Raw genomic sequence first — 25435 nt, forward strand, 5'->3', positions numbered from 1 at the left:
AAGGACCAGGACATGGCTCTCTTCAAACCCAAATACATTACGTTCGATTGCTACGGCACGCTGACCCGTTTCCGGATGAGCGATCTCGCGCGCGAGACATTCGGCGACCGTGTCGCAGCCGACAACATGGAGCAGTTCACGAAGGATTTCGCGTCGTATCGGATGGATGAGGTGCTCGGCGCGTGGAAGCCGTATCAGGACGTCGTGAAGAACGCGATTCGTCGTACCGTGAAGCGCTGGAACATCGAATACAACGACGCCGAAGCACAGAAGTTCTACGACGCCGTGCCGACCTGGGGTCCGCATCCGGACGTGCCGGAAGGTCTCGCGAAAGTGGCGAAGGAAATTCCGCTGGTGATTCTGTCGAACGCGTCGAACGATCAGATCCAGAGCAACGTCGACAAGCTTGGCGCGCCGTTCCATCGTGTGTACACCGCGCAAATGGCGCAGGCGTACAAGCCGCGCCTGCCCGCGTTCGAGTACATGCTGGACAACCTCGGCTGCGGTCCGGAAGACATCCTGCACGTCTCGTCGAGCCTGCGATACGACCTGATGGCCGCGGACGACCTCGGCATCAGGAACAAGGTGTTCGTCAATCGCGGACATGGTCCGTCGAATCCGGCGTACAACTACACTGAGATTCAGGATATCGGTGGTCTGGCGGGCGTGGTCGGTCTCTGATCGTCGGGATCGAAACATGCGGTGAGCGGTCTGCAATCGCAAACGGAGAAGGGAAAACGATGCGTTTGGAAGCCGATGTGATCGTGGTGGGTGGCGGCTTCATGGGCGTCGCCACCGCCTTTTTCCTGCGTCAGCGCGGGCGTTCGGTGATCCTGCTCGAACGTGGGTTGATCGGGCAGCAGGCAAGCGGTGTCAACTTTGGCAACGTGCGTCGTCAAGGACGGTTCCTGCCGCAATTGCCGCTTGCCAATCGCTCGCGCGAGATCTGGGGAAAGATGCCCGAACTCATCGGGCATTCCGCCGAATTCCTGCAATCGGGGCATTGCCGTGTCGGCTACCGACAGGAGCAGGCCGACGCGTTCGAGGTGTACGCGAAAGAGGCCGCGCACTATGGGCTGAAGCTCGATCTTTACACCGGTGACGCGCTGCGTGCCAAATTCCCCTATCTCGGGCGCGAGGTAAGGACGGTGTCGTACTCGGCGATGGACGGCCATGCCAATCCGCGTCTCGCCGCGCCGGCGTTCGGCCGCGCGGCGGCGCGCGCGGGCGCGCAAATCGTCGAGAACACCGAGATCGCCACGGTCGAAAAAGACGGTCGCGAGTTTCGCGCGACCAGCACCGACGGTCGTGTGTTTTGCGCGCCGAATATGGTGATCACTGCCGGCGCCTGGGGCAATCAGCTCAGCACGCAGTTCGGCGAACCCGTGCCGATCGCTGTGCATGGTCCGCAGATGGCGGTGACCGAGCCGGTCCCTTACCGGATACGCGAGGTGGTCGGCGTGTCGTCGCCGATGATGGAAGAGGTGCTTTATTTCCGTCAGGTGGAGCGCGGCAATATCGTGATCGGCGGTTGTGCGCGGGTTCAGGCCTATCTGGACGAGCGACGGGCCAAGGTGCTTCCCGAGAACACGCTGCTGCAATTTCGTCAGATGGCGAGGCTCGCGCCTGCGTTGTCGCGCTTCAACATCATTAGGGTGTGGAGCGGCGTAGAGGGCTATATGCCCGATGAACGCCCGATCATGGGGCCGAGCGCGAAGGTGGACGGTCTGTACTACGCGTTCGGCTTTTGCGGGGCGGGCTTCCAGCTTGGACCGGGCGTCGGCGACGTGATGGCCGAACTGATCGACATCGGCACCACGAGCACGCCCATCGAACCGTTCTCGATCAGTCGTTTCGCGTCCACGGCCGACGCGAGCATTGCACGCGCGGCGGCCTGAAGACGTCGCGAAGCCCGTGGCGCTTCGCGAGGCCGCACGTGTGAGCGGCCGATCTGCCATCCCTTCCTGTCTGTTTTCTCTCTGAAAGGCGCCCGACCGGGCGCCTTGACTCCTGCTTAATACATCGCCTGATTGACGATCGCGAACTGCCTGACGCGCGTGTCGGCCTGAGGTGCCGTTGGTGCATTGCGCACCATCTTCAGCGGCGTATCGACGTGCGCCATTCCCAGCGCGACGAGCCATTCGGCGAGCCCGCATTCCGCCGGAATATCGATGCGCATGAACTCGTCCGGCATGGCCGCGAGCCAGTGATGCACCAGCGCCTTCACCCCACTCAGATCGCCGGGCTCGGCAGCCACGACCGGGCCGATCACATGACCCCGGCCGAAGCGTCGCAGGATCGAAAAGCCGATCAGTTCGCCGTCACGTTCGAGCCCGATTCCCTGCGCGACTTCCAGCAACGCCGGCAAAACCGCACTGCGGTCCAGACCGCTCGCACGAGACGCGAGTTCGATCACGCGGGGCAGATCTTCCGCGCTGAGCGGGCGCAGGCGCTCGCCGTCCGGCAGCGCGGCGAGCGGCGGCGGCGAGATCGTGCCCTGGTGCTGCTGCGTCCAGCCGAATGCCTCGAAACCGAGCTTTTCGTAGAGCGGCTTGCCGGCGGGCGTTGCGTGCAGGAATGTGATCCGCCCGGCGGTTTGTTCGAGCAGCAGTTCCATCAGCTTGCGCCCGATGCCGTGTCCCTGATAGTCGGGCGAGACGATTACCATCCCGAGCGACGCGCGATCCGCGCCGAATGCCCAGAACAGCGCGGTGCCGATCACGACGCCGTCCAGCTCGGCGACAAAGCCCGCGCCTGCCTCCAGCGCAAAGCGCCAGTCTTCGGCGCGATGCGGCCAGCGTACGGCGATGGAAAGACCGTGCGCCGCGTCGATATCGGTCACCGTGAACGCCCGGTAGCTAATGTGCAGTGTTTCTTTCGAAGCGGACATCGGGTCCTTCTCCATCGTTGATTGAGCTTGAGGCTTACTTTCACACCGCGCGTCACGCGTTGATAGGACATTCCTGTTGCGTGACGCGCGGCGCGGCTTGCGCCGGTTCGATGAGTCAGAAAATCACGTAGATCTTGCGCATTGCTTCGCGCACTTCCCACAATCCTTGGGTATTGGCTTCGAAGAACAACGTGTCGCCGCTGGCGAAATGCACCGTCTCTTCACCGTCCGGCGTGAACGAACCCGAACCGGCAATGAAATGCATCACTTCGGCCTCTTTCACGACGCGTCGATAGGTGCCGGCCGAGCATTCGAACACGCCGGTATCGACGGCTTCGAGGCCCGGAATCACGACCTGACGACCGGTCACGCGTGACGGCTCGGTGCCGGGCAAACCGGCCGTGCCCCAATCCTCCGGCAATTCGCAGTGGACGGCTTGCCTGATCTGCTGAACCTTCATCGATCTTTCCTTTTACGTAGTTGGCGCGAGCGATCGACCGCCCGCCTGATTCACTGTCGCCCGCTGGCGGATTGTTCGACGCGTTGCTCGATCTTCCCGAGCCGCACGACGGTCACGCCGGGGCGCAACTGACGCAGCGACGGCATCACCAGCATGCAATCGTCGTAGGGCGTGACGACCGGCTTGCCGTCCGACCAGCCAATCACCGAACCGGCCTTGTCGAAGACTTCGAGGCCCGTGTACGGTCCAGCGAAACGAAAATCCATGCTCTGCGCGACGACCGGCTCGGTGACCCGAACCACGTGCATCGTGGCCGGTAACGGCGCTATCCAGTCTGGCGGAAGGTCTTCCTGATCGACCACGCCGGCGAGCAGCAGGAAGCGCGCAGTGCTGTCGCGCGCCACGGTCACCGCGCTTGTTTCCCAGTGCTGACCGCATTCGATCAGCAGTGCATTGCGCGCACTGTTCTCGCGACCGAAGTCCTCGTAATCGCGCATCCGGCGGCCTTCCGGATGGCCTTCATCGCAGATGACGGTGGCGGGCGTGCCGAGTTGCAGCGACAACGCGATGCCTTTTTTCAGCGGACCGGCGACGATCAGCGGTGCGCTTTTTTCGTGCATCGAATGCAGATCGAGCAAGGTATCGACGGTATCGATTACCGGGCGCATCTGACGGGCGCGGCTGAGTTCGCTCGATGTGCGTGAGAGGTCGTCGAGCACGGCCGTCGTCCACACCCGGTTGAAATCCTGATCGACGAAACGCGCGGCGTCGGGACGTTTGGGATCGAAGCGCGCATACGCATCGACGTTCGCGAATGCGAGTGTCAGCGTGCCGCGTCGGGGTCGCAGACCGGCGCGCAGCAAGTCGTCGACGACAATCGCGCCGCACACTTCGTTGCCGTGCGTCAGCGCGTTGATCATCACGTGCGGGCCGGGCACGCCGGAGTCGAACGTATGCACGTAGGGAATGCCGGTATTGCCGTCGGCGTGCGCCGAAATGTCGGGGAATTCGATCTCGACCGGATACGGTTCGATGTTGTTGGGGTCCAACGCGTCGGCGTTCATTCGAGTCCTCCCTGGCACAGGTATTTGATCGACAGATAGTCGTCCAGTCCGTACTTCGAGCCTTCGCGACCGTAGCCGGATTCTTTCACGCCGCCGAACGGAGCCGCTTCCGACGACAACCCGCCTTCGTTGATTCCGACGATGCCCGCCTCGAGTGCGCGTGACACCCGCTCGATCCGTCGCAGATCCTGGCTGTAGAAGTATGCGGCGAGCCCGAACGGTGTGTCGTTCGCGGCTTCGACGGCCTGTTGTTCCGAATCGAAACGAAACAGCGGCACGACCGGACCGAAGGTTTCCTCCGCGCATAACGCCATCGTCGCGTTCGCATCGCCGAGCACGGTCGGCGCGTAGTAATGCGCGCCGAGCGCGGACAGACGACTGCCGCCAGTCAGAACGGTGGCGCCATGTTGCAGCGCATCGTCGACATGACGCGCGATCTTGTCGACCGCGCGAAGATTGATCATCGGGCCGATCTGCGATGCGTCGTCCGACGCGGGACCGACGCGCAATGCCGCGACGCGCGTGGACAGCAACGCCGCGAAGCGCTCGTACACGCCCGCCTGCACATACACCCGATTCGGGCACACGCAGGTCTGTCCGCCGTTGCGGAATTTTGCGGCAAGCAAACCTTCCACCGCCGCGTCGAGATCGGCGTCGTCGAACACGATAAACGGCGCATTGCCGCCCAGTTCGAGCGACAGTTTCTTGAGCGTCCCCGCCGATTCGCGCGCCAGATATTTGCCCACCGGCGTCGATCCGGTGAACGTGATCTTGCGCACGCGGCTGTCGGCGAGCCAGTCGGCGACGGTTTCGACGGCCATCTCGCGCGAGCTGGTGATCAGGTTGAGCACACCGGGCGGCACGCCCGCTTCGTGCGCAAGCTGAACCAGCGCAAGCGCCGTCAACGGCGTATCTTCAGCCGGTTTGCCGACGACCGTGCAACCCGCCGCGAGCGCCGGCGCGATCTTGCGCGCGATCATCGCGAGCGGGAAATTCCACGGTGTAATGGCCGCGACGACACCGACCGGCTCTTTCACCGCACTCATTTTCTTGCCGCGTTGCTGTGCCGGAATCAGGTCGCCGTAGATCCGGGTCGCTTCGTCCGCGAACCACGCAACATACGACGCGCCATAGGCGACCTCGCCACGACCTTCCGCGAGCGGCTTGCCTTGCTCAAGCGAGATCAGCGCGCCGAGCGCGTCCTGATTTGCCAGAATCAGCGCGTGCCAGCGACGCAGCACGGCCGCCCGCTCTGCCGGCAGCCGCGCGCGCCAGTGCGGCAGCGCACGCGCGGCGGCATCGGTGGCGGCGCGCGCGTCGGCGGCGGAACTGTCCGCGACCAGAGCGATGCGTTCGCCGGTCGCGGGATTCGTCACGGCGAACTGCCGGTTACGCTGCGCCGGAACCCAGCGGCCATCGATGAAGTTGTCCGTGCGAATAAGCGGACCCGCTTGCTGTTCGAGTGTCATGCGCGAATCCTTGATGAATCGTCGGGCATTCCGGCGATGCGGGCGGCGACGGCCTTGCCGACTTCGGCCGTGTTGGCGTTGCCGCCGAGGTCGCCGGTGTGCGGACCTTCTTTCAGCACGCTTTCGATGGCCGACAGGATCGCGTCGTGTGCTTCACGCTCGACGCCTTTGCCGTGGCCGAGGAAGTCGAGCATCATCGCCGCCGACCAGATCATCGCGACCGGATTGGCGATGTGCTTGCCGGCGATGTCAGGCGCCGAGCCGTGAACTGGTTCGAACAGCGACGGGAAATTGCGCTCGGGATTCAGGTTGCCCGACGGCGCAATGCCGATCGTGCCGGTGCAGGCCGGGCCGAGATCCGACAGGATGTCGCCGAACAGGTTGGAGGCGACGACCACGTCGAAGCGGTCCGGGTTCAGCACGAAGCGCGCGCACAGAATGTCGATGTGCTGCTTGTCCCACGAGATCTCCGGATAGCGCGCGGCCATTTCGGCGGCGCGCGCGTCCCACCACGGCATGCTGATCGAGATGCCGTTGCTCTTGGTCGCGACGGTGATTTTTTTCTCGCGACGCTGCGCGAGTTCGAACGCGAACTTCAGCACGCGCTCGGTGCCGTGACGCGTGAAAATGGCCTGCTGCATCACCACTTCGCGCTCGGTGCCTTCGAACATCGTGCCGCCCACCGACGAATATTCGCCTTCGGTGTTTTCGCGGACGATCATGAAATCGATATCGCCTGCCTTGCGTCCTGCGAGCGGTGACGGCACGCCTTCGAACAGGCGCGCGGGGCGCAGATTGATGTACTGGTCGAACTCGCGGCGGAACTTCAGCAGCGAACCCCACAGCGAGATATGGTCCGGCACGCGATCGGGCCAGCCGACCGCGCCGAACAGGATCGCATCGCAATCCTGCAACTGCGCTTTCCAGTCGTCGGGCATCATCTGACCGTGCTGCTCGTAGTAGTCGCAGCTCGCCCATTCGATGTGGCGGAAATCGAACTGGATGCCGAAGCGCTGACTGATAGCTTCGAGTGCGCGCAAACCTTCGGGCATCACTTCGACGCCGATGCCGTCGCCGGGAATCACCGCGATCCGGTAAGTGCTGCTCATAACGACTCTCTCCTCATGGGCTCGCCTGCAGGCGCGAGCGTGAACGGTGAGACTCATTCTATGCGGGCGGCCACAGCATAAAAAATCGCATTTGAAGCGCAGACGCAGCGGACGTTCCGAAAAAAGCGCGCGAACGGAACGCGCGTCGCAGGATGGCGGCGCGGTGTGCTGTTGAAAGAGAAGGGGATTGGATGACGCGACACTGAAACCGGACGCGGTGAAAACACCCGCTATGAAAACCGCGTCCGTCGATCAGTTGTGGTTCTGCGAAAACAGTGTTTCGAGCGGGTAATGCGTCTTGATGAACGGCGTCTTGATGATGACGTAGCTGAAGTACTTTTCAATGCCGATATCGCGTTCGAGCAGTCCTTCGATGATGCTCTGATAATGGCTCACGCTGCGCGTGACGAACTTCAGCAGATAGTCGTAGCCGCCGCTCGCCAGATGGCATTCGACGATCTCGTCCACATCGCGGATCGCCGCGACGAACTTGATGAAGTCTTCGCGGCGATGGTCGGCAAGCGTCACTTCGGTAAAGACGATCTGCACATCGCCGAGTTTTTCGAGCTGGATCTGCGCGCCGTAGCCGACGATATAGCCGGCCTTTTCCAGACGCTTCACGCGGATCAGGCACGGACTCGGCGAAAGGCCGACTGCATCGGCAAGCTCGACATTCGTAATGCGGCCTTTCTTCTGCAATTGCGAAAGAATGCGCAGGTCAATCCGGTCCAGCTTGCAGTCGCTACTCATGTCGTGGTTCGGTCTAACGATCGAAAATTGTGCAGTAAAGCCAACCGATGTTATCACGCCATTATGCAGCCGCGCGGCTGGTTCCGTGCGATCCGCCGTGGGATGAACCCTTAAGCGCGGCGCGCACGTCGGCCTCGTCGAGGACGTCGTCGAGCGTGCGTTTCAGGCGCGTGAACAGCAGGTCGAATTCGGCCTCCGTGTAGCACAGCGCGGGAGCAAAGCCGAGGATGTTGTCGCCGAATGCGCGGAACACCAGCTGATTGCGATACGCCGACGCCGAGATCCGCTCGGACAGCTTCAGCGACGGATCGAAGCCTTGCTTGCTGCGCTTGTCCGACACCAGTTCCAGTGCACCGACCAGCCCGCGATGACGCGAATCGCCGACCAGCGGATGATCGAGCAACGCGTCGAGACCCGCGGCGAAGCGCGGCGCTTGCGCTTGACCGTTCGCGAGCAGGCCGCCTTCATGATAGAGCCGCAGCACTTCGAGACCGATTGCCGCGCTGACCGGATGCGCCGAATACGTGTGGCCATGACCGACGATCGCCGTATCGCTCGACGCACCGGCAATCCCCTGATAAATAGCGTCCGACATCAACACCGCGCCCATCGGCGCATATCCGGCCGTCAAACCTTTCGCGACCGTCATCAGGTCCGGCTCGACCTGTTCGCCTTCGCAGGCGAACAGCGGGCCGGTGCGGCCGAACCCCGTAATCACTTCGTCGGCGACGAACAGGATGTCGAGACGGCGGCACGCGTCGCGCATCGCTTTCAGCCAGCCGACCGGCGGCACCACCACGCCGCCCGAACCTTGAATCGGCTCGCAGAAGAACGCGGCGACATTCTCCGCACCGAGTTCGGCGACCTTCGCTTCGAGCGCGGCGACCGACGAGGCGATCAACGCGGCCGCATCGACGCCATCCGGCGCGCGATACAGATACGGCGACGGCAGATGATGCTGGCTCGGCAGCGGCAGATCGAAGTTGCGATGGAACGCGGGCAGCGCCGTCAGCCCCGCACCGATCGACGACGAGCCGTGATAGCCGCGTTGCAGCGCGATCATGTGCTTCTTCGCCGGACGACCGGTTGCGTTGTAGTAGTGGGTGATGAAGCGGATCGCGGAATCGACCGCGTCCGACCCGCCGAGCGTGAAGTACACGTGTTGCAGCGACGCCGGCGCATACGACACCAGCTTCTCCGCGAGTTCGATCGCCGGTTCGGAACCGAAGTGGAAGTAACCGGTCGCGTAGGGCAGGCGAGCCATCTGCTCGGCGGCGACCTTGACGATGCTGTCCTGGCCATAGCCGACGTTCACGCACCAGAGGCCCGAGAACGCGTCGAGCAGTTCGTTGCCGTCGCGGTCGCGCAGATACGCGCCGTGGCCGGATTCGAGCACGGTGACGCCGCGGGCTTCGTGCGCGCGGTAATTGATGACCGGATGAATCAGGTGTTTGCGGTCGGCTTCGATAAGCGATTGATTCGGCATGTTGGGTTCTCGTCGCGGGATGGTGCGGAAGTGACTGTTGACCGATCCATACTAACGATTGCCGGCTACCTGTCGTGCCGCCAAAAATATTGCCAAAAAGCGTAGCCGCCGCGTTTTGCACCCAGTGCGCAGCATTTTCTGCCGCGCCCGCTTAATTGCGGGCTTTCACCGCGCGAATCAGTAACCGCGTTCCCGGTTTATCGCGCCATGCATCGGCTCGCCGGCACGGTGGCGGCGCAGATTGTCCAGCACGGCGTCGACGGCGCCTTCGGGCCGCGTCGCGCTGGCGATATGCGGCGTGAGCCTGACACGGGGCTGTGACCACAGACGGTGATCGACGGGCAACGGTTCGGGGTCGGTGACGTCGAGCACTGCGCTGTGCAGATGTCCGGCGTCCATCGCGTCGAGCAGGTCGGCGGTGTTCAGTTGCGGCCCGCGTCCGACGTGAATCAGCGATGCGCCTGCCGGCAACGCATCGAACACGCGTCGCGACAGCAGACCGCGGGTGGCGTCGGTGAGCGGCAGCAAACACACGAGCACATCGGTTCTGCCGAGAAACGTATCGAACGACGCGTCACCGGCATGACACTCGACGCCGTCGATCGTATGCGGCGAGCGGCTCCATCCCGCGCAAGCAAAGCCGAACAGTTTCAAACGCTCGAGCACTGCCGTGCCGAGCATGCCGAGCCCGAGCACACCGACGCGCCGCGACGCCGCAGCGCGGACCGGCCGCGCTTTCCATACGCGCGCCTGCTGTTGCGCGGCATAGTCGAACAGGTCGCGGTGCACGGCGAGGACGGCTTCGGTCACGTATTCGACCATGCCTTCGACGATCCCCGGTTCGATCATCCGGACGACCGGCAGATGCGGCGGGACGCGCGACAGATCGAACTGATCGACACCCGCACCGACCGAAAACACCACTTCGAGATTAGGCAGCGTTTCGGCGAGATCGTCGGGCGACCAGGCGGCCAGATAGCGGATATCGGCGGGATTGCCGATATCGGGCCACACGCGAAACGGCAGGTCGGGGGCGAGTTGTGCGAAACGCGCGGCCCATTGCGCGCCGCGCGCCGGGTCGGCTTTATAGAGGAAGGTCACGGCGCCGGTTCGCGCTCAGGCCATCGCCTGATTGATGATGCCGAACTGGCGGACCAGCGGGTCGGGCGGCCCCTCGTGGCTGGCCGGATCGCTATTGCGGACCATCTTCACGACGAGATCGACACGCGGCAGGCCCAGCCCGATCAGCCAGTCCGTCAGACCGCTGCCGGACGGCACATCGATCCGCACGAACGCACCCTCGTTCAGTGCCAGCCAATGACGGATCAGCGCCTTCGCGCGGCTGTGGTCCGCGGAGTCGGGGGCGACCACCGGACCGATTGCGTAACCCCGCCCAAAGCGCCGGAATAGCGCGAACCCGAGCAGTTCGCCATCGCGAGCGAGCGCGATGCCGTCGGCGTTTTGCAACAGTGCGGGCAGTACCTCGCTACGGTCGAGACCGCATGCGCGCGACGCGAGTTCGATCAGTTGCGGCGTATCGTTGATGCCCAGCGGACGGAGCCGTTCACCTGCGGGCAACGACACGAGCGGCGGCTGAAACACCGCGCCCTGATGCTGTTCGAGCGAGCCGCACACCCGGAAGCCGAGCTTTTCGTAAAGCGGCCGGCCGGCTTCGGTCGCGTGCAGAAAGGTCACGCGATCGCCGGTTTCCTGCAGCACCAGGTTCATCAGCTTGCCGCCGATTCCGCGCCCCTGATAGTCCGGCGACACGATCACCATGCCGAGCGTCGCGCGGTCCGCGCCGAACTTCCAGAACAGCGCGGTGCCGATCACGTTTCCCGCATCCTCGACGGCGAAACCGCTTCCGGCTTCGGCCGCGAAGCGCCAGTCTTCGGCACGATGCGGCCAGCTGACCGCCATCGTCAGGCCGTGCGCGGCCGCGATGTCGTCGGGGGTGAAGCGTCGATAGACAAGCGTTTCATTTTCTGGCGATCCGGACACAGCTCACTCCTTGATGACGTCACACTTGCCTCCGACTTTCGCATTTTGGCTGCAGGCTTGATAGGACGATCTTTCTATCTCGGGCGGCCACGCCCTCTTTCGATGCAACTCGATGCAAAACACGCGGTCGGGCGCATCGGAACGCGTCGAATGTGCTGAATCGGCATTTTTGTCGGCGGCATATATCAGTCGTGTGACTTTACGATTTCTGTCGGTTGCAGCGTTGTCCGCCGCGTTGCTCGCCACTGTGTCGCGATGCAGCCGCTGCCCCCGCGCAGTAAGGCACGCAGCGATAGCGTCGCAAGCGGCACCGCAAATCGTGCTGTGCAGGCCACCCAAAACGGCCGATTCGAATGGTCGGGACCGCCCGATCGCGATAACCGGCAGTTTTTTGGGGTGCTTAAATCGTCTCAGGGCAGTGATCACCCGGGTTGTCGCCTGACGGGCACCACCGGCAGGCAGCACCTGCAAAGGCCGCGCAACACCGCAACCGCACCACACCAAAGCCGGATAAGCAGAATCAACCTTCTCATTGTTAGGAGCAGTTCGCATGAACGACGACGAAATCAAAAATGGTGGTTTCAGCCGCCGCGACATGATGCGTGTGATGGCTGCGGGAAGCATGCTGGCAACTGGCGCAGGCGGACTGCTGGGCGGAGCGCGTTCGGCATTCGGCGCGCCCGCGCCGAAGAAGGGCGGCAAGATCCGGGTCGCGTACGACGCCGGCTCGACGGCCGATACGATGGACCCGGCGAAGGGTTCGGCTGGCTGCGACTACATCCGCTTCTTCATGTTCTATAGCGGCCTGACGCAACTCGACGCCAGTCTCACGCCGCAGATGAATATCGCGGAAGCGCTCGACACCACCGACGCAAAAACCTGGGTCATCAAGCTGCGCAAGGGCGTCACGTTCCACGACGGCAAGGCGCTCGCACCGGCCGACGTCGTCTACTCGCTGTCGCGTCACAAGAACCCGGCGACTGCGTCGAAGGTGAAGTCGCTGGCCGACCAGTTCGTCGATGTGAAGGCCACTGGACCGAACGAAGTGACGCTGACGCTCGCGTCGGCCAACGCCGATCTCCCGGTGATTCTCGCGACGCCGCAATTCGTGATCGTCAAGGACGGCACCACCGATTTCAACGCCGGCATCGGCACCGGCCCGTACAAGGTCAAGACGTTCAAGCCGGGCGTCAGCACGGTAGGCGTGCGCAACGACAGCTACTGGAAGCCGGGCATGCCGTATCTGGACCAGATCGAACTGATCGGCATCAGCGACAACGCCGCGCGTGTGAACGCGCTGCTCTCGGGCGACGTGCACCTGATCAACTCGGTCGATCCGCGTTCGACGCAGCGCATCGCATCGACGCCGGGTTATGCGGTGCTCGAAACCAAGTCGGGCCTGTATACCGACCTGATCATGCGTCGCGATAATCCGCTGGTCGGCAATCCGGATTTCGTCAACGGTATGAAGTATCTGTTCGATCGCGAGCAGATCCGCACGGCCGTGTTCCGGGGCTATGCTGTGATCGGCAACGATCAGCCGATTCCGCCGGGCCATCGTTACTTCAACGCGTCGCTGCCGCAACGCAAGGTCGATCTGGACAAGGCCAAGTTCTACTTCCAGAAGGCCGGCGCGATCGGCACGACGCTGCCGCCGATCTACGCCACGCCGGATGCGAACGGTTCGGTCGAAATCGCCGAACTGATGCAGCAGACCGGCGCGAAGATCGGCATGAACATCACGGTGAATCGCGTGCCTGCCGACGGCTACTGGTCGAATCACTGGATGAAGCATCCGCTCGGGTTCGGCAGTGTCAACCCGCGCTCCAGCGCCGACGTGCTGTTCACGCAGTTCTTCAAGTCGGATGCGGCTTGGAACGAGTCGGGCTGGAACAATCCGAAGTTCGATCAGCTGCTGCTGGCCGCCCGCTCGGAAACCGACGACGCGAAGCGCAAGCAGATGTACGGCGACATGCAGGTGATCGTTTCGGAGCAGGGCGGGATCGGCATTCCGTCGTTCATCAGCCTGATCGATGCAAGCGACAAGCGTCTGCAAGGTTTCGGCTCGATTCCCAGCGGCGCGATGATGGGCTTCTCGTTTGCCGAGCACGTGTGGTGGAACGCCTGACAGTACGCAGTTGAAGCAACCCGCATGAGCGGCGCGCGTCCCCACGCGCCGTTCATGCGGATGTCACTTTCAGGAGATCTGGACGATGAACCAGAACATAGTCGAACTGATAGGCCGGCGCGTCGCTGTGACCGCGCTGACGCTGCTGATCGTCTCGATCATCATTTTCACGATCACCAACCTGTTGCCCGGCGACGCCGCGCAGGCAGCGCTCGGCCAGTCGGCGACGCCGGAAACGGTGGCCGCGCTGCGTTTGCAGTTCGGTCTCGATCAACCGGCTTACCTGCGCTATCTGAACTGGCTCATCGGTCTGGTGCATGGCAACTTCGGCCTGTCGCTGTCGAACAATATGCCGGTGTCCGAGTTGATCGAAGGACGCCTGCCGAACTCGCTAACGCTCGCTGCGATCACGACGGCGGTATCAGTGCCGATCGCGGTGTCGTGCGGGATTCTGGCCGCCGTGAAGCGCGATTCGCTGGTTGACCGGATCGTCAGTCTCGGCACGCTGTCGCTGGTCGCGACGCCCGAATTCCTGATCGCGACGGTTGCCGTGCTGGTGCTGGCGGTGAAGCTGCACTGGCTGTCCGCACTGTCGTACAGCGGCGAAATCGACACCTTCGATCAGTTTCTGCGGGCGTACGCGATGCCGGTGCTGACACTGTGTGCGGTCGTGATCGCGCAGATGGCACGGATGACGCGCGCCGCGGTGATCGAACAACTCGGCTCGTCCTACGTCGAAATGGCGATACTGAAAGGCGCGAGCCCGGCGCGGGTGGTGCTTCGCCACGCGCTGCCGAACGCGATCGGCCCGATCGCGAATGCGATTGCGCTGAGTCTGTCGTATCTGCTGGGCGGCGTGATCGTCGTCGAGACGATCTTCAATTATCCGGGGCTTGCGCGTCTGATGGTGGACGCGGTCGCCAACCGCGACTTCCCGCTGGTCCAGGCGTGCACGCTGCTGTTCTGTCTCGGCTATCTGCTGCTGGTGCTGCTCGCCGACCTGTGCGCGATCATCTCGAATCCGAGGTTGCGCACATGAGCCCGGACCGTCCGTACCCGAACCCCAAAGAGGTGCCGCCGATGCACAACGCCGACCTGGTTCAACGCAGCAGTGCGCTGCCGCCTGGCGCGGATCGTCCGCCGCCGCCGTCGCAACCGTTCGGCGGCACCCCGCTGCCGCCCGCCGCGCCACGTCGTAAACGCCGTTCGCTGGCTTCGCGGATGGGCTTGTCGAAAGGTGGCTGGATCGGCTTAGGCATGGTCAGCGTCGCGCTGTTCGTGGCGGTTTTCGCGCCGTGGATCGCACCGCATCAGGTCGGCACGATCCTGACGCCGGACGTGTTTTCGCCGTTCAGTGCGAAGCTGCCGCTCGGCTCCGACTATCTTGGCCGGGACATGCTGAGCCGGATCATCTACGGCACGCGGCTGACGGTGCTGTTGTCGCTGGCGTCGGCGCTGCTCGCAGCGGTGACCGGCACGACACTCGGGCTGCTCGCCGCAGTCGCCGGCCGCGCGGTCGATGAAACGATGAGCCGTCTGCTCGACGCGGTCACGTCGATTCCATCGAAGATGTTCGCGCTGATGATCGTCGCCGCGTTCGGCTCGTCGCTGACCCTTCTGATCCTGACAGCGGCCATCAGCTATATGCCTGGCTCGTACCGGATCGCACGCTCGCTCGCGGTCAATATCAGCCAGCTCGAATACGTGCAGGTGGCGCGCGCGCGCGGTGAAAGCTCGATCTATATCGCGTGCGTCGAAATGCTGCCCAACATGCTCCATCCGATGCTGACCGACACGGGCTTGCGTTTCACCTTCGTCGTGTTGCTACTGAGCGGCCTGAGCTTCCTCGGTCTCGGCGTGCAACCGCCGTTTGCCGATCTCGGCTCGCTGGTTCGCGAAAACATCAGCGGTCTCGGCGACGGCGCACCGGTCGTCATCATGCCGGCGCTGGCGATCGCGATCCTGACGGTCGGCGTCAATCTGCTGATCGACGGTTTGCCGCATCGCGGCCGCCGCAAAACGTCGGCTCGTGCCGTTGGAGGTCATTGAATGAACAGCGCTCAACCTGGTAGCAACCTGGTCGAAGTCCGCGGCTTGCGCGTGATCGGCAGCCGTCCGGGCGAACCGGACACCACCATCGTTCATGACGTGGATTTCGACGTCGCGCGCGGCGAAGTGCTTGCGCTGATCGGCGAATCCGGCTCGGGCAAGACGACGATCGCGCTGTCGCTGATGGGTCATGCGCGCAGCGGTTGCCGGATTTCCGGCGGCACGATCCACGTCGGCGGGACCGACGTGCGGTCGCTGTCGGCAAAAGGACTCGCTTCGCTGCGCGGTCGCAAGGTCGCCTATATTGCGCAAAGCGCGGCGGCTGCGTTCAATCCGTCGCGCACGATTCTCGATCAGGTGATCGAAAGCGCGCTGATTCACGGCACGCTGTCGAAAGCCGCTGCGCAAGCGAAAGCGCTCGAGCTGTTCCGCGCACTCGCGTTGCCGGAACCGGACACGATCGGCAAGCGTTATCCGCATCAGGTATCGGGCGGCCAATTGCAACGTCTGATGGCCGCAATGGCGTTGATCACCGATCCCGAACTGGTGATTCTCGACGAGCCGACCACCGCGCTCGACGTGACGACGCAGATCGACGTATTGCTCGCTTTCAAGCGCGTGATCCAGGAATTCGGCATGACCGCCGTGTACGTGTCGCACGATCTGGCGGTCGTCGCGCAGATGGCCGACCGGATTCTCGTGCTGAGCGACGGACAGGTTCGCGAAGCCGGCGAAACGGCGCAGATTCTGCATGCGCCGACCCATCCTTACACACAAAGCCTGATCGCCGCCGTCACGCCCGATAGCGTTGCATGCCGGACCGACCAGCCCGCGCCGCTGTCCGGCCAGTCGCCGCAGGCCAGGCGTTCGTCGGATGTTCCGCTGCTCGAAGTGCGTCGCGTCGTGGCCGGGTATGGGCGCAAAGATGCAAAAGGATGGCCCGCGAAGATCATCCTGAACGACGTCGATCTGCGTATCGGACGTGGCCAGACCGTGGGGGTGATCGGTGAATCCGGGTCGGGCAAGACGACGCTCGCGAAGGTGATCGCGGGTCTCGTGCCGTCGTCGGGCGGCAGTCTGTTGCTGGATGGCGAGCCGCTGGCCGGCGACCTGAACAAACGCACGAAAGAACAGTTTCGCCGTATCCAGATCGTGTTTCAGAACGCGGATACCGCGCTCAATCCGGTGCACACGGTCGAGCGCACGCTCGCGCGACCGTTGGCGTTTTATCACGGCATCAAAGGCGCCAAAGCCCGCGCGCGTGTCGCGGAACTGCTGGAACTGGTGAAACTGCCGGCGTCGGTTGCATCGCGTTCGACGGCGGAACTGTCGGGCGGCCAGAAACAGCGGGTCAATCTTGCGCGCGCGCTTGCCGCCGAGCCTGACATGATTTTGTGCGACGAAGTCACGTCGGCGCTCGATACGGTCGTCGGCGCGGCGATTCTCGATCTGCTGCGCGACTTGCAACGCAAGCTAGGCGTGTCGTACGTATTCATCACGCACGATATCGCGAAAGTCCGCGCAATCAGCGACGACATCGTCGTGCTGTACGCGGGGCATCGCGTCGAAACCGGCAATCGGGAAGCGTTGTGCGCACCGCCGTTCCATCCGTATTCGCATCTGCTGGTGTCGTCCGCGCCCGAGTTGCGCCCGGGCTGGCTTGCCGAAGCGGGCGAACGCTGTCATCAGACCTTGTCGCCGATCGGGCCGTCCGCCGATAACCCCGAGTTGTGCACATTCCTCGACCGTTGCGCGATGCGCATCGACGGCGTGTGCAACCAGGCGGCGCCGTCGATCCGCACGCTCGAAAACGGCGCGCAGGTGTTGTGCCATCGCAGCGAAGCGGATTTGCTGAGCTTCCAGCTTCCGCTCGAAACCGAACCGCTGGCGGTCCGCCTGTAGCGCCGCCTCACGCAGTCTAACCGTCGAATTTGCGCAGGCGCCCGAGCGAAACCTCGGCGTCGTGTTTCCGGTCGTCCGGAGGAGGGCGCTCGTTCAGCCTTTCTGGACTAACGTCAAAGGACTTTTCATGGGCATGAGAATAGGGGTGGATATCGGCGGCTCGTTTGCCGATTTTGCCGTACTGAACGACGCCACGGGCGAGCTGAAAACACTGAAGGTGTTTTCCCGGCCCGACAGCCCCGGCAGCGAAGTGCTGCGGGGGATGGAGCAACTCGGCGAACGCTACGGTATCGCGCCTCGCGACGTCGACTACTTCACCCACGGCACGACCGTCGGCGTCAATGCGGTCGTGCAGCGCAAAGGCTTGCGACTCGGTCTGATCACGACGCGCCACTTCGAGGACGTGCTGGATATTGCGCGTCTGAAAGGCCCCGACATGTACAACCTGCTGTCGAAGCGGCCGGTGCCGCTGGTGCCGCGCGAACGCGTATTCGGCGTGGTGGAGCGGATGACGGCGGACGGCACGGTCGAAACCCCGGTGGACGAGGCGAGCGTGCTGAAAGCATGCGACGCGCTGCGGCGTGCGGGCTGCGAGGGCGTGGTCGTATCGTTGCTGCATGCGTATCGCAACAGCGCCCACGAGCATCAGGTCAAGGCGATCATCGAAGCGGCGATGCCGGGTCTGTTCGTGTCGTGTTCGAGCGACGTATGGCCGATCATCCGCGAATACGAACGCACGTCCACGGCGGTGATCGGCGGCTACGTGCAGCCGAAAGTCTCACACTATCTGACGTCGTTGCAACGCGCGCTGATCGAGACCGGCATCACCGCCGATATGAAAGTCACGAAGTCGAACGGCGGTGTGATGAGCGCCGAAGCAGGCAAAACCAACTGCGTGCAGATGATTCTGTCAGGCACGGCGTCCGGTGTGATCGGCGCTGCGTATGTCGCGCGACAAAGTGGTCTGAAGCGGTGCATGAGCCTCGATATCGGCGGCACGACAGCCGACGTCGCGCTGATCGTCGACGGCGAGCCGCAATACGCGAGCGGCGAATATATCGGCGATTTCCAGATTCATATCCCGTCGGTGTCGGTGTCGTCGATTGGTGACGGCGGCGGCTCGATTGCGTGGCTGGACGACTTCGGCGTGTTGAAAGTCGGCCCGGAAAGCGCCGGTTCGAATCCCGGCCCGGTCTGCTACGGACGCGGCGGCACGCGCGCCACCATCACCGACGCATTCGTCGTGCTCGGCGTGATCGGCAATGCGAGCCTCGGCTATAACTCGGTGAAGGTGGATCACGACGCCGCGCATCGCGCGCTCGAAGTCCTCGCGCACCGGCTGGGCTCGGACGTCTACAAAACCGCCGAAGCAATCGTCAACGTCGCCGTGTCGGGGATGTACGCAGGCGTCAGCCGGATCGTGTCGCGCTTCGGCATCGATCCGCGTACCTTCTCGCTGCTACCGTTCGGCGGCGCGGGCCCGATGCTCGCGTGCTACTTCGCGCGCGCGATCGGCATGGAAGAAATCCTGGTGCCGATGGCGCCCGGCGTGTTGAGCGCGCTCGGCGGTCTGATCGCGGATACGCGCAACGACTTCGTCAAGACCACGTATTACGACCTCGACGCGGCGTCGCTGGCGACCCTCGGCGACGATGTGCGCGCGCTCGACCATGCCGCGCAAGAATGGATGACCGGCCAGATCGGCGACGCATCGAGCGCCACGGTCGCGATTTCAGCGGACATGCGCTACAAGGGCCAGTCGTTCGAAATCGACACGCCGCTGCACTTCGACTGGCTGACCGGCGACGACCTGACGCCGCTCAAGGAGGCGTTTCATCGCGAGCACGAACGGCTGTACGGTCATCGCGACGCGTCCGCAAAAATTCAGGTCGTCGCGCTACGTCTCGTGATCACCGCCGCGACGCCGAAGCCCGCGTTGCAAATGGTCGAAGCCAGCGCGCAGCCGCCCGTTCCCACCGGCACGATCCGCGTTTTCATGGACGGCGAATTCCACGATGCCGCGCTGTATCACCGCTCGGCACTGAAAGCGGGGCAGCAACTCGACGGCCCGGCCGTGATCGCACAGGACGATTGCACGACCAGCGTGCTGCCGCATTATCGCGGTCGCGTCGACGCTTACGGCAACCTCGTGTTCACGCACATCAACTGATTCGCACGGAGCATCGCAATGCAATTCGACAAGGCAGTGTTGCAGATTTTCGCGAACTATTGCGTGGCCGCAGCGGAGAGCATGGCGTACACGCTGGTGCGCACCGCGCATTCCACCTTCGTGAAGGAAACCGAAGACTTCTCGTGCGCGATCATGACGCCGGAAGGACTCACGTTCGCGTCGCCGAAAACGCTCGGCGCGACGTGGTACGTCGGGCTGGATTACAGCCCCGTGATCGCGATGATCGATCACTACGAACCCGGCGACGTGTGCATGACCAACGACGCGTACAGCGGTTTCGTCGCCACGCATACGCCGGACATCCTGATCTGGAAACCGGTCTTCCATCAGGACGAGATTGTCTGTTTCGTCGGCGGGCACATTCATAACACCGACATGGGCGGCGCGGTCCCTGCGTCGCTGTCGCGCACGCTCACCGAGATCGAGCAGGAAGGCATTCGCTTCCCGCCGTGCAAGATCGTCAAGGCGGGCGTGGTCGACGACGCGATCCTGAAGATCATGGCGACCAACGTGCGCGTGCCCGATCAGAACATCGGCGACTTCAACGCGCAACTGGCGTCGTTGCACACCGGCGAGCGGCGTGTGCTGGAAATCATCGAGCGCTTCGGCATCGACGGTTTCAAGGCGGGCATGGGCGCGTTGCTCGATTATTCGGAAGAACAGGCGCGCACGGTGTTGCGCAGCATTCCGGAAGGCGAGTACTTCTTCGCCGAATATGCGGACGAAGACTCGGTACGCGGCAAGCCGATGCGCGTCGCGCTGACGGTTCGCATCAAGGACGGCTCGGTCGAGATGGATTACACCGGCAGCGATCCGCAATTGCAGTCGTCGCTGAACATTCCGACCGGCGGACGCGAACGGCATGCACTCGCGCTGGTCGGTCTCGTCTATGTGCTGTACACGCTGAATCCGGACATTCTGCTGAACACCGGGATGTTGCGTGTGGCGCGGTGCATCTTGCCGGAAGGCACGGTCGTCAATGCCGTCAAACCGGCTGCGGTCGGCATGCGCAGTCTGACCTGCAAGCTGCTGCATTTGCTGACGTTCGGTGCTTTTTCGCAAGCGGTGCCCGACCGCCTGGCCGCGTGTCCGGCCGGTGGTCTGTCCATCCTGAGCGTCAAGACGATGAACGCGGAGGGCGCGACCGTGATGGCGTCGATCGGCCCGATCGGTGGCGGCGCGGGCGGCAGTCCGTCGGATGACGGCGAGGACGGTTCCGGCGCGAACAATGCGTTTCTGCGCAATACGCCGGTCGAAATCAACGAAGCCGAAGTGCCGATCCGCATCACCCGCTATGGCGTTGCGCCGGGTTCGGGCGGCGCGGGTCAGTATCGCGGCGGACAGGGTCTGGTGATGGAGTTCAAGGTGTTTTCGCCGAATACCCTGGTGACGGCGCGCAATCGCGACCGCACGCGTTTTGCATCGTGGGGCGTGCGCGGCGGTCATGCCGGTGCGAACGCGCGCTTTACGCGCAATCCCGGGATGCCCAACGCCGAGGAACTCGATAACAACGATCTCGTCGTCTGCATTCCCGGCGACGTGATTCGCCTCGTCGGTGCGGGCGCGGGCGGATATGGCCGGCCGATCGACCGCGACGCGGCGAAGGTGCGTGAGGACGTATTGCGTGGTTACGTGACGGTGGAAGAAGCGCGCGACGTGTACGGCGTCTCGCTGCAAGGCGATGAGCTGACGCTCGACGACGCGCAGACCGGACGTCTGCGTGACGAAGCGCGAACCCGGCTCGCCGGTATCGACGCGCCCGCGTTCTCGTTCGGGCCGTATCGCGAGGCGTTCGAGGCGAAGTGGACCCGCGAGCGATATGCCGCGTTGACGAGCCTGCTCGCGGGCGTGCCCGTGCAATGGCGTTATTTCCTGAAACACCGGATTTTCGATGCACTGGACGCGCGCATCGCGGACGATCCGCAGCCATTCGCGGACGGCCGCGCGGAGATCGTGCATGCGTTGTTCGCGGAGCTGGTCGCCGCTTATCCGCAGTTGAACGCAGCGGCGTGACGCGACCCCGTCCATTTTCAACCCTTGCCCTTTGAGACGACCATGATCAACAGCTTCGACCCTTCTCACGTGAGCGTGCGCAGTGCGCATTTCATCGGTGGACGGTATCTGGACGGCGCGGGCGTCATCGACGTTGCGCGGCCATCGGACGGCGTGATTTACGCGTCGCTGCCGGTGGCTGACGCGTCGCTGGTCGATCAGGCGGTGGAGGATGCGTGGCGCGCGTTCAAGACCAGCGACTGGGCGCGTCGTGCGCCGCGCGAACGGGCGCGGGTGATGCGTCGCTGGGCCGAACTGATCGAAGCCGACGTCGAGACGCTGGCGCCGCTCGAAGCGCTCGGCTCGACACGTCCTATCGCCGACGCCGCGCGTTGGGACGTGCCGTTCACTGCGGAAGGCATCCGTTTTTATAGCGAGTACGCGGACCGGATCGGCGGCGAAGTAGCCGCGACCCGGCCCGATCATCTGGGCATGACTGTCGCTGAGCCGTATGGCGTGATCGCTGCGATCGCACCGTGGAATTTTCCATTGGTGATGGCATCGTGGAAGGTTGCCCCGGCATTGGCGGCAGGTAATGCAGTCGTACTCAAACCGTCGGAAATGACGCCGTTTTCGGTGCTGCGGCTGGCGGAGCTGGCGATCCAGGCGGGCATGCCGCCCGGCATCTTCAATGTCGTACAAGGTGACGGACGCACGACCGGCGACGCATTGTGCCGCCACCCGAAAATCTCGAAGGTGACATTCACCGGCTCCAGTCAAACCGGTGCCGCGATCATGACCGCGTGCGCGCAGACCGGCACGAAACCCGTGACGCTGGAACTGGGCGGGAAAAGCCCGCAACTGGTATTCGCGGATGCGCCCGATCTCGACCGTGTCGCGCGTCGGGTGGCGGCCGCCATCGCGGGCAACGCGGGGCAAGTCTGCGTGGCGGGTTCGCGGCTGATCGTCGAGCGTGGCGCGGCGGCGCGATTGATCGATGGCATTTCGACCGCGTTTGCCGCGCTGAAACCGGGCGCGACGTGGGCGGCGGGCACCACCTTGCCGCCGATCATCTCGATGCCGCAACTGCAACGCATCGACGGCATCGTCAGGCGCACGCTCGAAAGCGGCGCGCAAGCGGCGACCGGCGGCGAGCGCATCGCGCTGGGCGGCGAACACCACGGCGCGTTCTACATGCCGACCATCCTGACCGGCGTGACGCCGTCGTCCGAAGCTGTTCGCGAAGAGATTTTCGGCCCTGTGCTGACCGTCCAGACCTTCGACGACGAAGACGAAGCGCTCGCGCTCGCGTCGCACGAAAAGTACGGACTCGCGGCAGGCGTTCACACCGCGGACCTGAGCCGTGCGTTGCGGATGATGCGCGGGATCGAAGCGGGCACCGTGTGGATCAACCGCTACGGCCGGACCGCCGACTTCGTGATCCCGACCGGCGGCTACAAAAGCTCGGGCATCGGCAAGGATCTGGGGCGCGCGGCCTACGAGGCGAATCTACGTTTCAAGAGCGTGCTGATCGACATCACCGACGGCGCATAAGCGGTCCATAACACGGCGCATAACACGACCATTCATCGCGCATCGCACACCCATCTCCGATACAGAGCGGCCAGCCATGCCGTTCCAGCCCGCACGGCCGCGTCATCGCAGACGCGGCCGTGTGCTTTTTCAGCCTTCAAAACGCAGCCGGAAAGCCGCTGAAAACGCGCCGCATGTTCTGCTGCGCGACGTGCAAAAAACGGTGGATTCTGTGCCGTGGGCGCGCCAATACAAGGCAATCCGGTTTTTTTAAGGTGATTTAATTCATCTCAGCAGACGCGGTTGCGCAACTCGATACCGCGCCGGTTTGCAGGCCCGCTCGCTCCTCGTTGACTACAGGATAAAGACATGATGACCCGCTTCAAGCCCAAATACATTACTTTCGACTGTTACGGCACGCTGACGCGTTTCCGGATGGGCGATCTGGCGCGCGATCTGTTTGCCGATCGCGTCCCCGCCGATCAGATGGAACAGTTCGTCCAGGACTTCGCCGCGTATCGTCTGGACGAAGTGCTTGGCGCATGGAAGCCGTATCAGGACGTCGTGAAGAACTCGGTACGCCGCACGCTGAAGCGCTGGAACATCGAATACAACGACGCCGAAGCACAGAAATTCTACGATGCCGTGCCGACCTGGGGTCCGCATGCGGACGTGCCGGAAGGTCTCGCGAAAGTGGCGAAGGAAATTCCGCTGGTGATTCTGTCGAACGCGTCGAACGATCAGATCCAGAGCAACGTCGACAAGCTCGGCGCGCCGTTCCACCGCGTGTTCACCGCGCAGATGGCGCAGGCGTACAAGCCGCGTCTGCAGGCGTTCGAATATATGCTGGACAACCTCGGCTGCGGTCCGGAAGAGATTCTGCACGTCTCGTCGAGCCTGCGTTACGACCTGATGTCGGCGCACGATATCGGCATCAAGAACAAGGTGTTCGTCTCGCGCGGTCACGAGCCGTCGACGCCGTACTACAACTACACCGAGATCAAGGACATCGGCGGGCTGCCCGGCGTCGTCGGTCTGTAAGTCTGCCGGTCTGCGCGGACAGGCTGCCATTCGCTGCGTCGTGCTTGCCGCATCAACGTGACTCTTGCAGAAAGGATCTGATGAAGCTCGAATCGTACTGGCTGGGCACACGGCCCGCCTTCCGCGATGGCTGTGAAGGGCCGGTGGAAGGGCGCGCCGATGTGGTCGTGATCGGCGGCGGCTTTACGGGCCTGTCGGCGGCGCTCGAACTGGCGTCGCGCGGCGTGCAGGTGGTCGTGCTCGAAGCCGGTCAGGTGGCGAGCGAAGCGTCGGGACGCAACGGTGGTCAATGCAATACCGGTCTCGCGCACGATTACGCGTCGCTGGCGGCAAAGATCGGCGCGCCGCAAGCGAAGGCGTTTTACCGCGCGTACGAAAGTGCGGTCGCGACGGTCGAATCCGTCGTCACCACACACGGCATCGACTGCGATTTCGTGCGGACCGGCAAGCTCAAACTGGCGGCGAAGCCGCAACACTTCGCGGGGCTCGAAAAGACCTATGAAGTGCTGCATCGCGAGGTGGATCAGGATATCGAGCTGATCACGCCCGACCGGATTCGTGACGAAATCGGCTCCGACGGTTTCTTCGGCGGGCTCGTGCAGCGTAACGGCGCGCAGATGCATATGGGCAAGTTCGGTGTCGGACTCGCCCGGGCGGCGGTCGGTGCCGGCGCGCGGATTTTCGAACACGCGGCCGTCACGCAACTGACCCAACTCGATGGCGAGCGCTACGAAATCACGTCGGCGCGCGGCACGATTCGCGCGGACCGCGTGCTGGTCGCGACCGGTGCGTCGCAGCTCGGACCGTTCCAATGGTTCCGCCGACGGATTGCGCCGGTCGGCAGTTTTATCGTCGTCACCGAGCCGTTGCCGAAAGAGCAGCTCGACCGTCTGTTCCCGACGCGCCGCGCATATGTGACCACGCGGCATATCGGCAACTATTTCAGGGTGACGCCGGATGACCGTTTGCTGTTCGGCGGACGCGCGCGTTTTGCGATGTCCAGTCCGACTTCCGACGAAAAAAGCGGTGAGGTTCTGCGCGCGGGCATGGCGAGTTATTTCCCGGAACTGGCGAAGGTGCGCCTCGATTACTGCTGGGGCGGACTGGTCGATATCACGGCGGATCGCTTGCCGCGCGCCGGCAAGCATGAGGGCCTGTTTTATTCGATGGGATATAGCGGACACGGTGTGCAGATGTCGGTCCATATGGGTCGCGTGATGGCCGACGTGCTGTACGGCGCGGCCGCGATGAATCCGTGGCGTGATCTCGAATGGCCCGCGATACCGGGGCATTTCGGCCATGCGTGGTTCTTGCCGCTGGTCGGTGCCTATTACCGTATGCAGGACATCCTGCATTGATGAACGCATTTT

At 63.5% G+C, this 25435-nt stretch carries 21 protein-coding genes; 11 read left to right on the forward strand and 10 right to left on the reverse strand.

The window, feature by feature from the left end; translation table 11 throughout:
• Positions 1 to 12: 12 nt before the first annotated feature.
• Together PW947_RS10390 and PW947_RS10395 are read left to right on the forward strand one after the other, a co-directional pair.
• Complete coding sequence (locus PW947_RS10390; RefSeq protein ID WP_299631413.1) at positions 13 to 681, forward strand: haloacid dehalogenase type II; 669 nt, start codon at positions 13 to 15, stop codon at positions 679 to 681.
• A 59-nt stretch (positions 682 to 740) separates the two neighbouring features.
• Complete coding sequence (locus PW947_RS10395; RefSeq protein ID WP_299631415.1) at positions 741 to 1898, forward strand: FAD-binding oxidoreductase; 1158 nt, start codon at positions 741 to 743, stop codon at positions 1896 to 1898.
• A gap of 116 nt (positions 1899 to 2014) precedes the next feature.
• On the opposite strand, the gene PW947_RS10400 is transcribed toward PW947_RS10395, so the two are convergent.
• The 10 genes from PW947_RS10400 to PW947_RS10445 all read right to left on the reverse strand — a co-directional run bounded on the left by PW947_RS10400 (position 2015) and on the right by PW947_RS10445 (position 11781).
• Positions 2015 to 2890: a GNAT family N-acetyltransferase gene (locus tag PW947_RS10400; protein ID WP_299631417.1), complete on the reverse strand. Its 876-nt coding sequence runs from the start codon at positions 2888 to 2890 to the stop codon at positions 2015 to 2017.
• Between the two features lie 115 nt (positions 2891 to 3005).
• Complete coding sequence (locus PW947_RS10405) at positions 3006 to 3350, reverse strand: cupin domain-containing protein (protein ID WP_299631418.1); 345 nt, start codon at positions 3348 to 3350, stop codon at positions 3006 to 3008.
• Positions 3351 to 3400: 50 nt separating this feature from the next.
• Complete coding sequence (locus tag PW947_RS10410; RefSeq protein WP_366146110.1) at positions 3401 to 4384, reverse strand: M14 family metallopeptidase; 984 nt, start codon at positions 4382 to 4384, stop codon at positions 3401 to 3403.
• 26 nt (positions 4385 to 4410) lie between these two features.
• The gene (locus tag PW947_RS10415; RefSeq protein WP_299631420.1) at positions 4411 to 5883 is read right to left on the reverse strand and encodes an NAD-dependent succinate-semialdehyde dehydrogenase; all 1473 of its coding nucleotides are present in this window, start codon (positions 5881 to 5883) and stop codon (positions 4411 to 4413) included.
• Positions 5880 to 6992, reverse strand: a complete 1113-nt coding sequence (locus tag PW947_RS10420) for a tartrate dehydrogenase (protein ID WP_299631421.1) — start codon at positions 6990 to 6992, stop codon at positions 5880 to 5882. Before PW947_RS10420 ends, PW947_RS10415 begins: the two co-directional genes overlap by 4 nt.
• Positions 6993 to 7244: 252 nt before the next feature.
• Positions 7245 to 7742, reverse strand: coding sequence for a winged helix-turn-helix transcriptional regulator (locus PW947_RS10425; RefSeq protein WP_299631422.1), 498 nt, complete (start codon positions 7740 to 7742; stop codon positions 7245 to 7247).
• 61 nt (positions 7743 to 7803) lie between these two features.
• Complete coding sequence (locus PW947_RS10430; protein WP_299631423.1) at positions 7804 to 9228, reverse strand: aspartate aminotransferase family protein; 1425 nt, start codon at positions 9226 to 9228, stop codon at positions 7804 to 7806.
• A gap of 177 nt (positions 9229 to 9405) precedes the next feature.
• Positions 9406 to 10329 (reverse strand): glyoxylate/hydroxypyruvate reductase A, encoded by a 924-nt coding sequence (locus tag PW947_RS10435; protein WP_299631424.1) that lies wholly within the window; start codon positions 10327 to 10329, stop codon positions 9406 to 9408.
• 15 nt (positions 10330 to 10344) lie between these two features.
• Entirely contained in the window at positions 10345 to 11229 is an 885-nt protein-coding gene (locus tag PW947_RS10440) for a GNAT family N-acetyltransferase (RefSeq protein ID WP_299631425.1), read from the reverse strand.
• Positions 11230 to 11232: 3 nt separating this feature from the next.
• On the reverse strand, positions 11233 to 11781 hold the full coding sequence (locus PW947_RS10445; protein WP_299631427.1) for a hypothetical protein: 549 nt from the start codon (positions 11779 to 11781) through the stop codon (positions 11233 to 11235).
• Here PW947_RS10445 and PW947_RS10450 point away from each other — a divergent pair.
• From PW947_RS10450 to PW947_RS10490, 9 genes are all read left to right on the forward strand, one after another.
• The gene (locus PW947_RS10450) at positions 11780 to 13357 is read left to right on the forward strand and encodes an ABC transporter substrate-binding protein (RefSeq protein WP_299631428.1); all 1578 of its coding nucleotides are present in this window, start codon (positions 11780 to 11782) and stop codon (positions 13355 to 13357) included. The genes PW947_RS10445 and PW947_RS10450 overlap by 2 nt on opposite strands.
• A gap of 85 nt (positions 13358 to 13442) precedes the next feature.
• Entirely contained in the window at positions 13443 to 14396 is a 954-nt protein-coding gene (locus PW947_RS10455; RefSeq protein WP_299631430.1) for an ABC transporter permease, read from the forward strand.
• A 41-nt stretch (positions 14397 to 14437) separates the two neighbouring features.
• Positions 14438 to 15406 (forward strand): ABC transporter permease, encoded by a 969-nt coding sequence (locus PW947_RS10460; protein WP_299631602.1) that lies wholly within the window; start codon positions 14438 to 14440, stop codon positions 15404 to 15406.
• Entirely contained in the window at positions 15407 to 17308 is a 1902-nt protein-coding gene (locus PW947_RS10465) for an ABC transporter ATP-binding protein (protein WP_299631432.1), read from the forward strand.
• A 127-nt stretch (positions 17309 to 17435) separates the two neighbouring features.
• Positions 17436 to 19478 (forward strand): hydantoinase/oxoprolinase family protein, encoded by a 2043-nt coding sequence (locus tag PW947_RS10470; RefSeq protein ID WP_299631434.1) that lies wholly within the window; start codon positions 17436 to 17438, stop codon positions 19476 to 19478.
• An 18-nt stretch (positions 19479 to 19496) separates the two neighbouring features.
• Positions 19497 to 21512, forward strand: coding sequence for a hydantoinase B/oxoprolinase family protein (locus PW947_RS10475; RefSeq protein ID WP_299631436.1), 2016 nt, complete (start codon positions 19497 to 19499; stop codon positions 21510 to 21512).
• Positions 21513 to 21557: 45 nt separating this feature from the next.
• Positions 21558 to 23045, forward strand: coding sequence for an aldehyde dehydrogenase family protein (locus PW947_RS10480; RefSeq protein ID WP_299631603.1), 1488 nt, complete (start codon positions 21558 to 21560; stop codon positions 23043 to 23045).
• 351 nt (positions 23046 to 23396) lie between these two features.
• Positions 23397 to 24065, forward strand: a complete 669-nt coding sequence (locus PW947_RS10485; protein WP_299631604.1) for a haloacid dehalogenase type II — start codon at positions 23397 to 23399, stop codon at positions 24063 to 24065.
• 80 nt (positions 24066 to 24145) lie between these two features.
• Positions 24146 to 25423, forward strand: coding sequence for an FAD-binding oxidoreductase (locus PW947_RS10490; protein ID WP_299631438.1), 1278 nt, complete (start codon positions 24146 to 24148; stop codon positions 25421 to 25423).
• Positions 25424 to 25435: the final 12 nt, after the last annotated feature.

It is taken from the genome of Paraburkholderia sp. (genome assembly GCF_028283785.1).
Classification (GTDB): domain Bacteria; phylum Pseudomonadota; class Gammaproteobacteria; order Burkholderiales; family Burkholderiaceae; genus Paraburkholderia.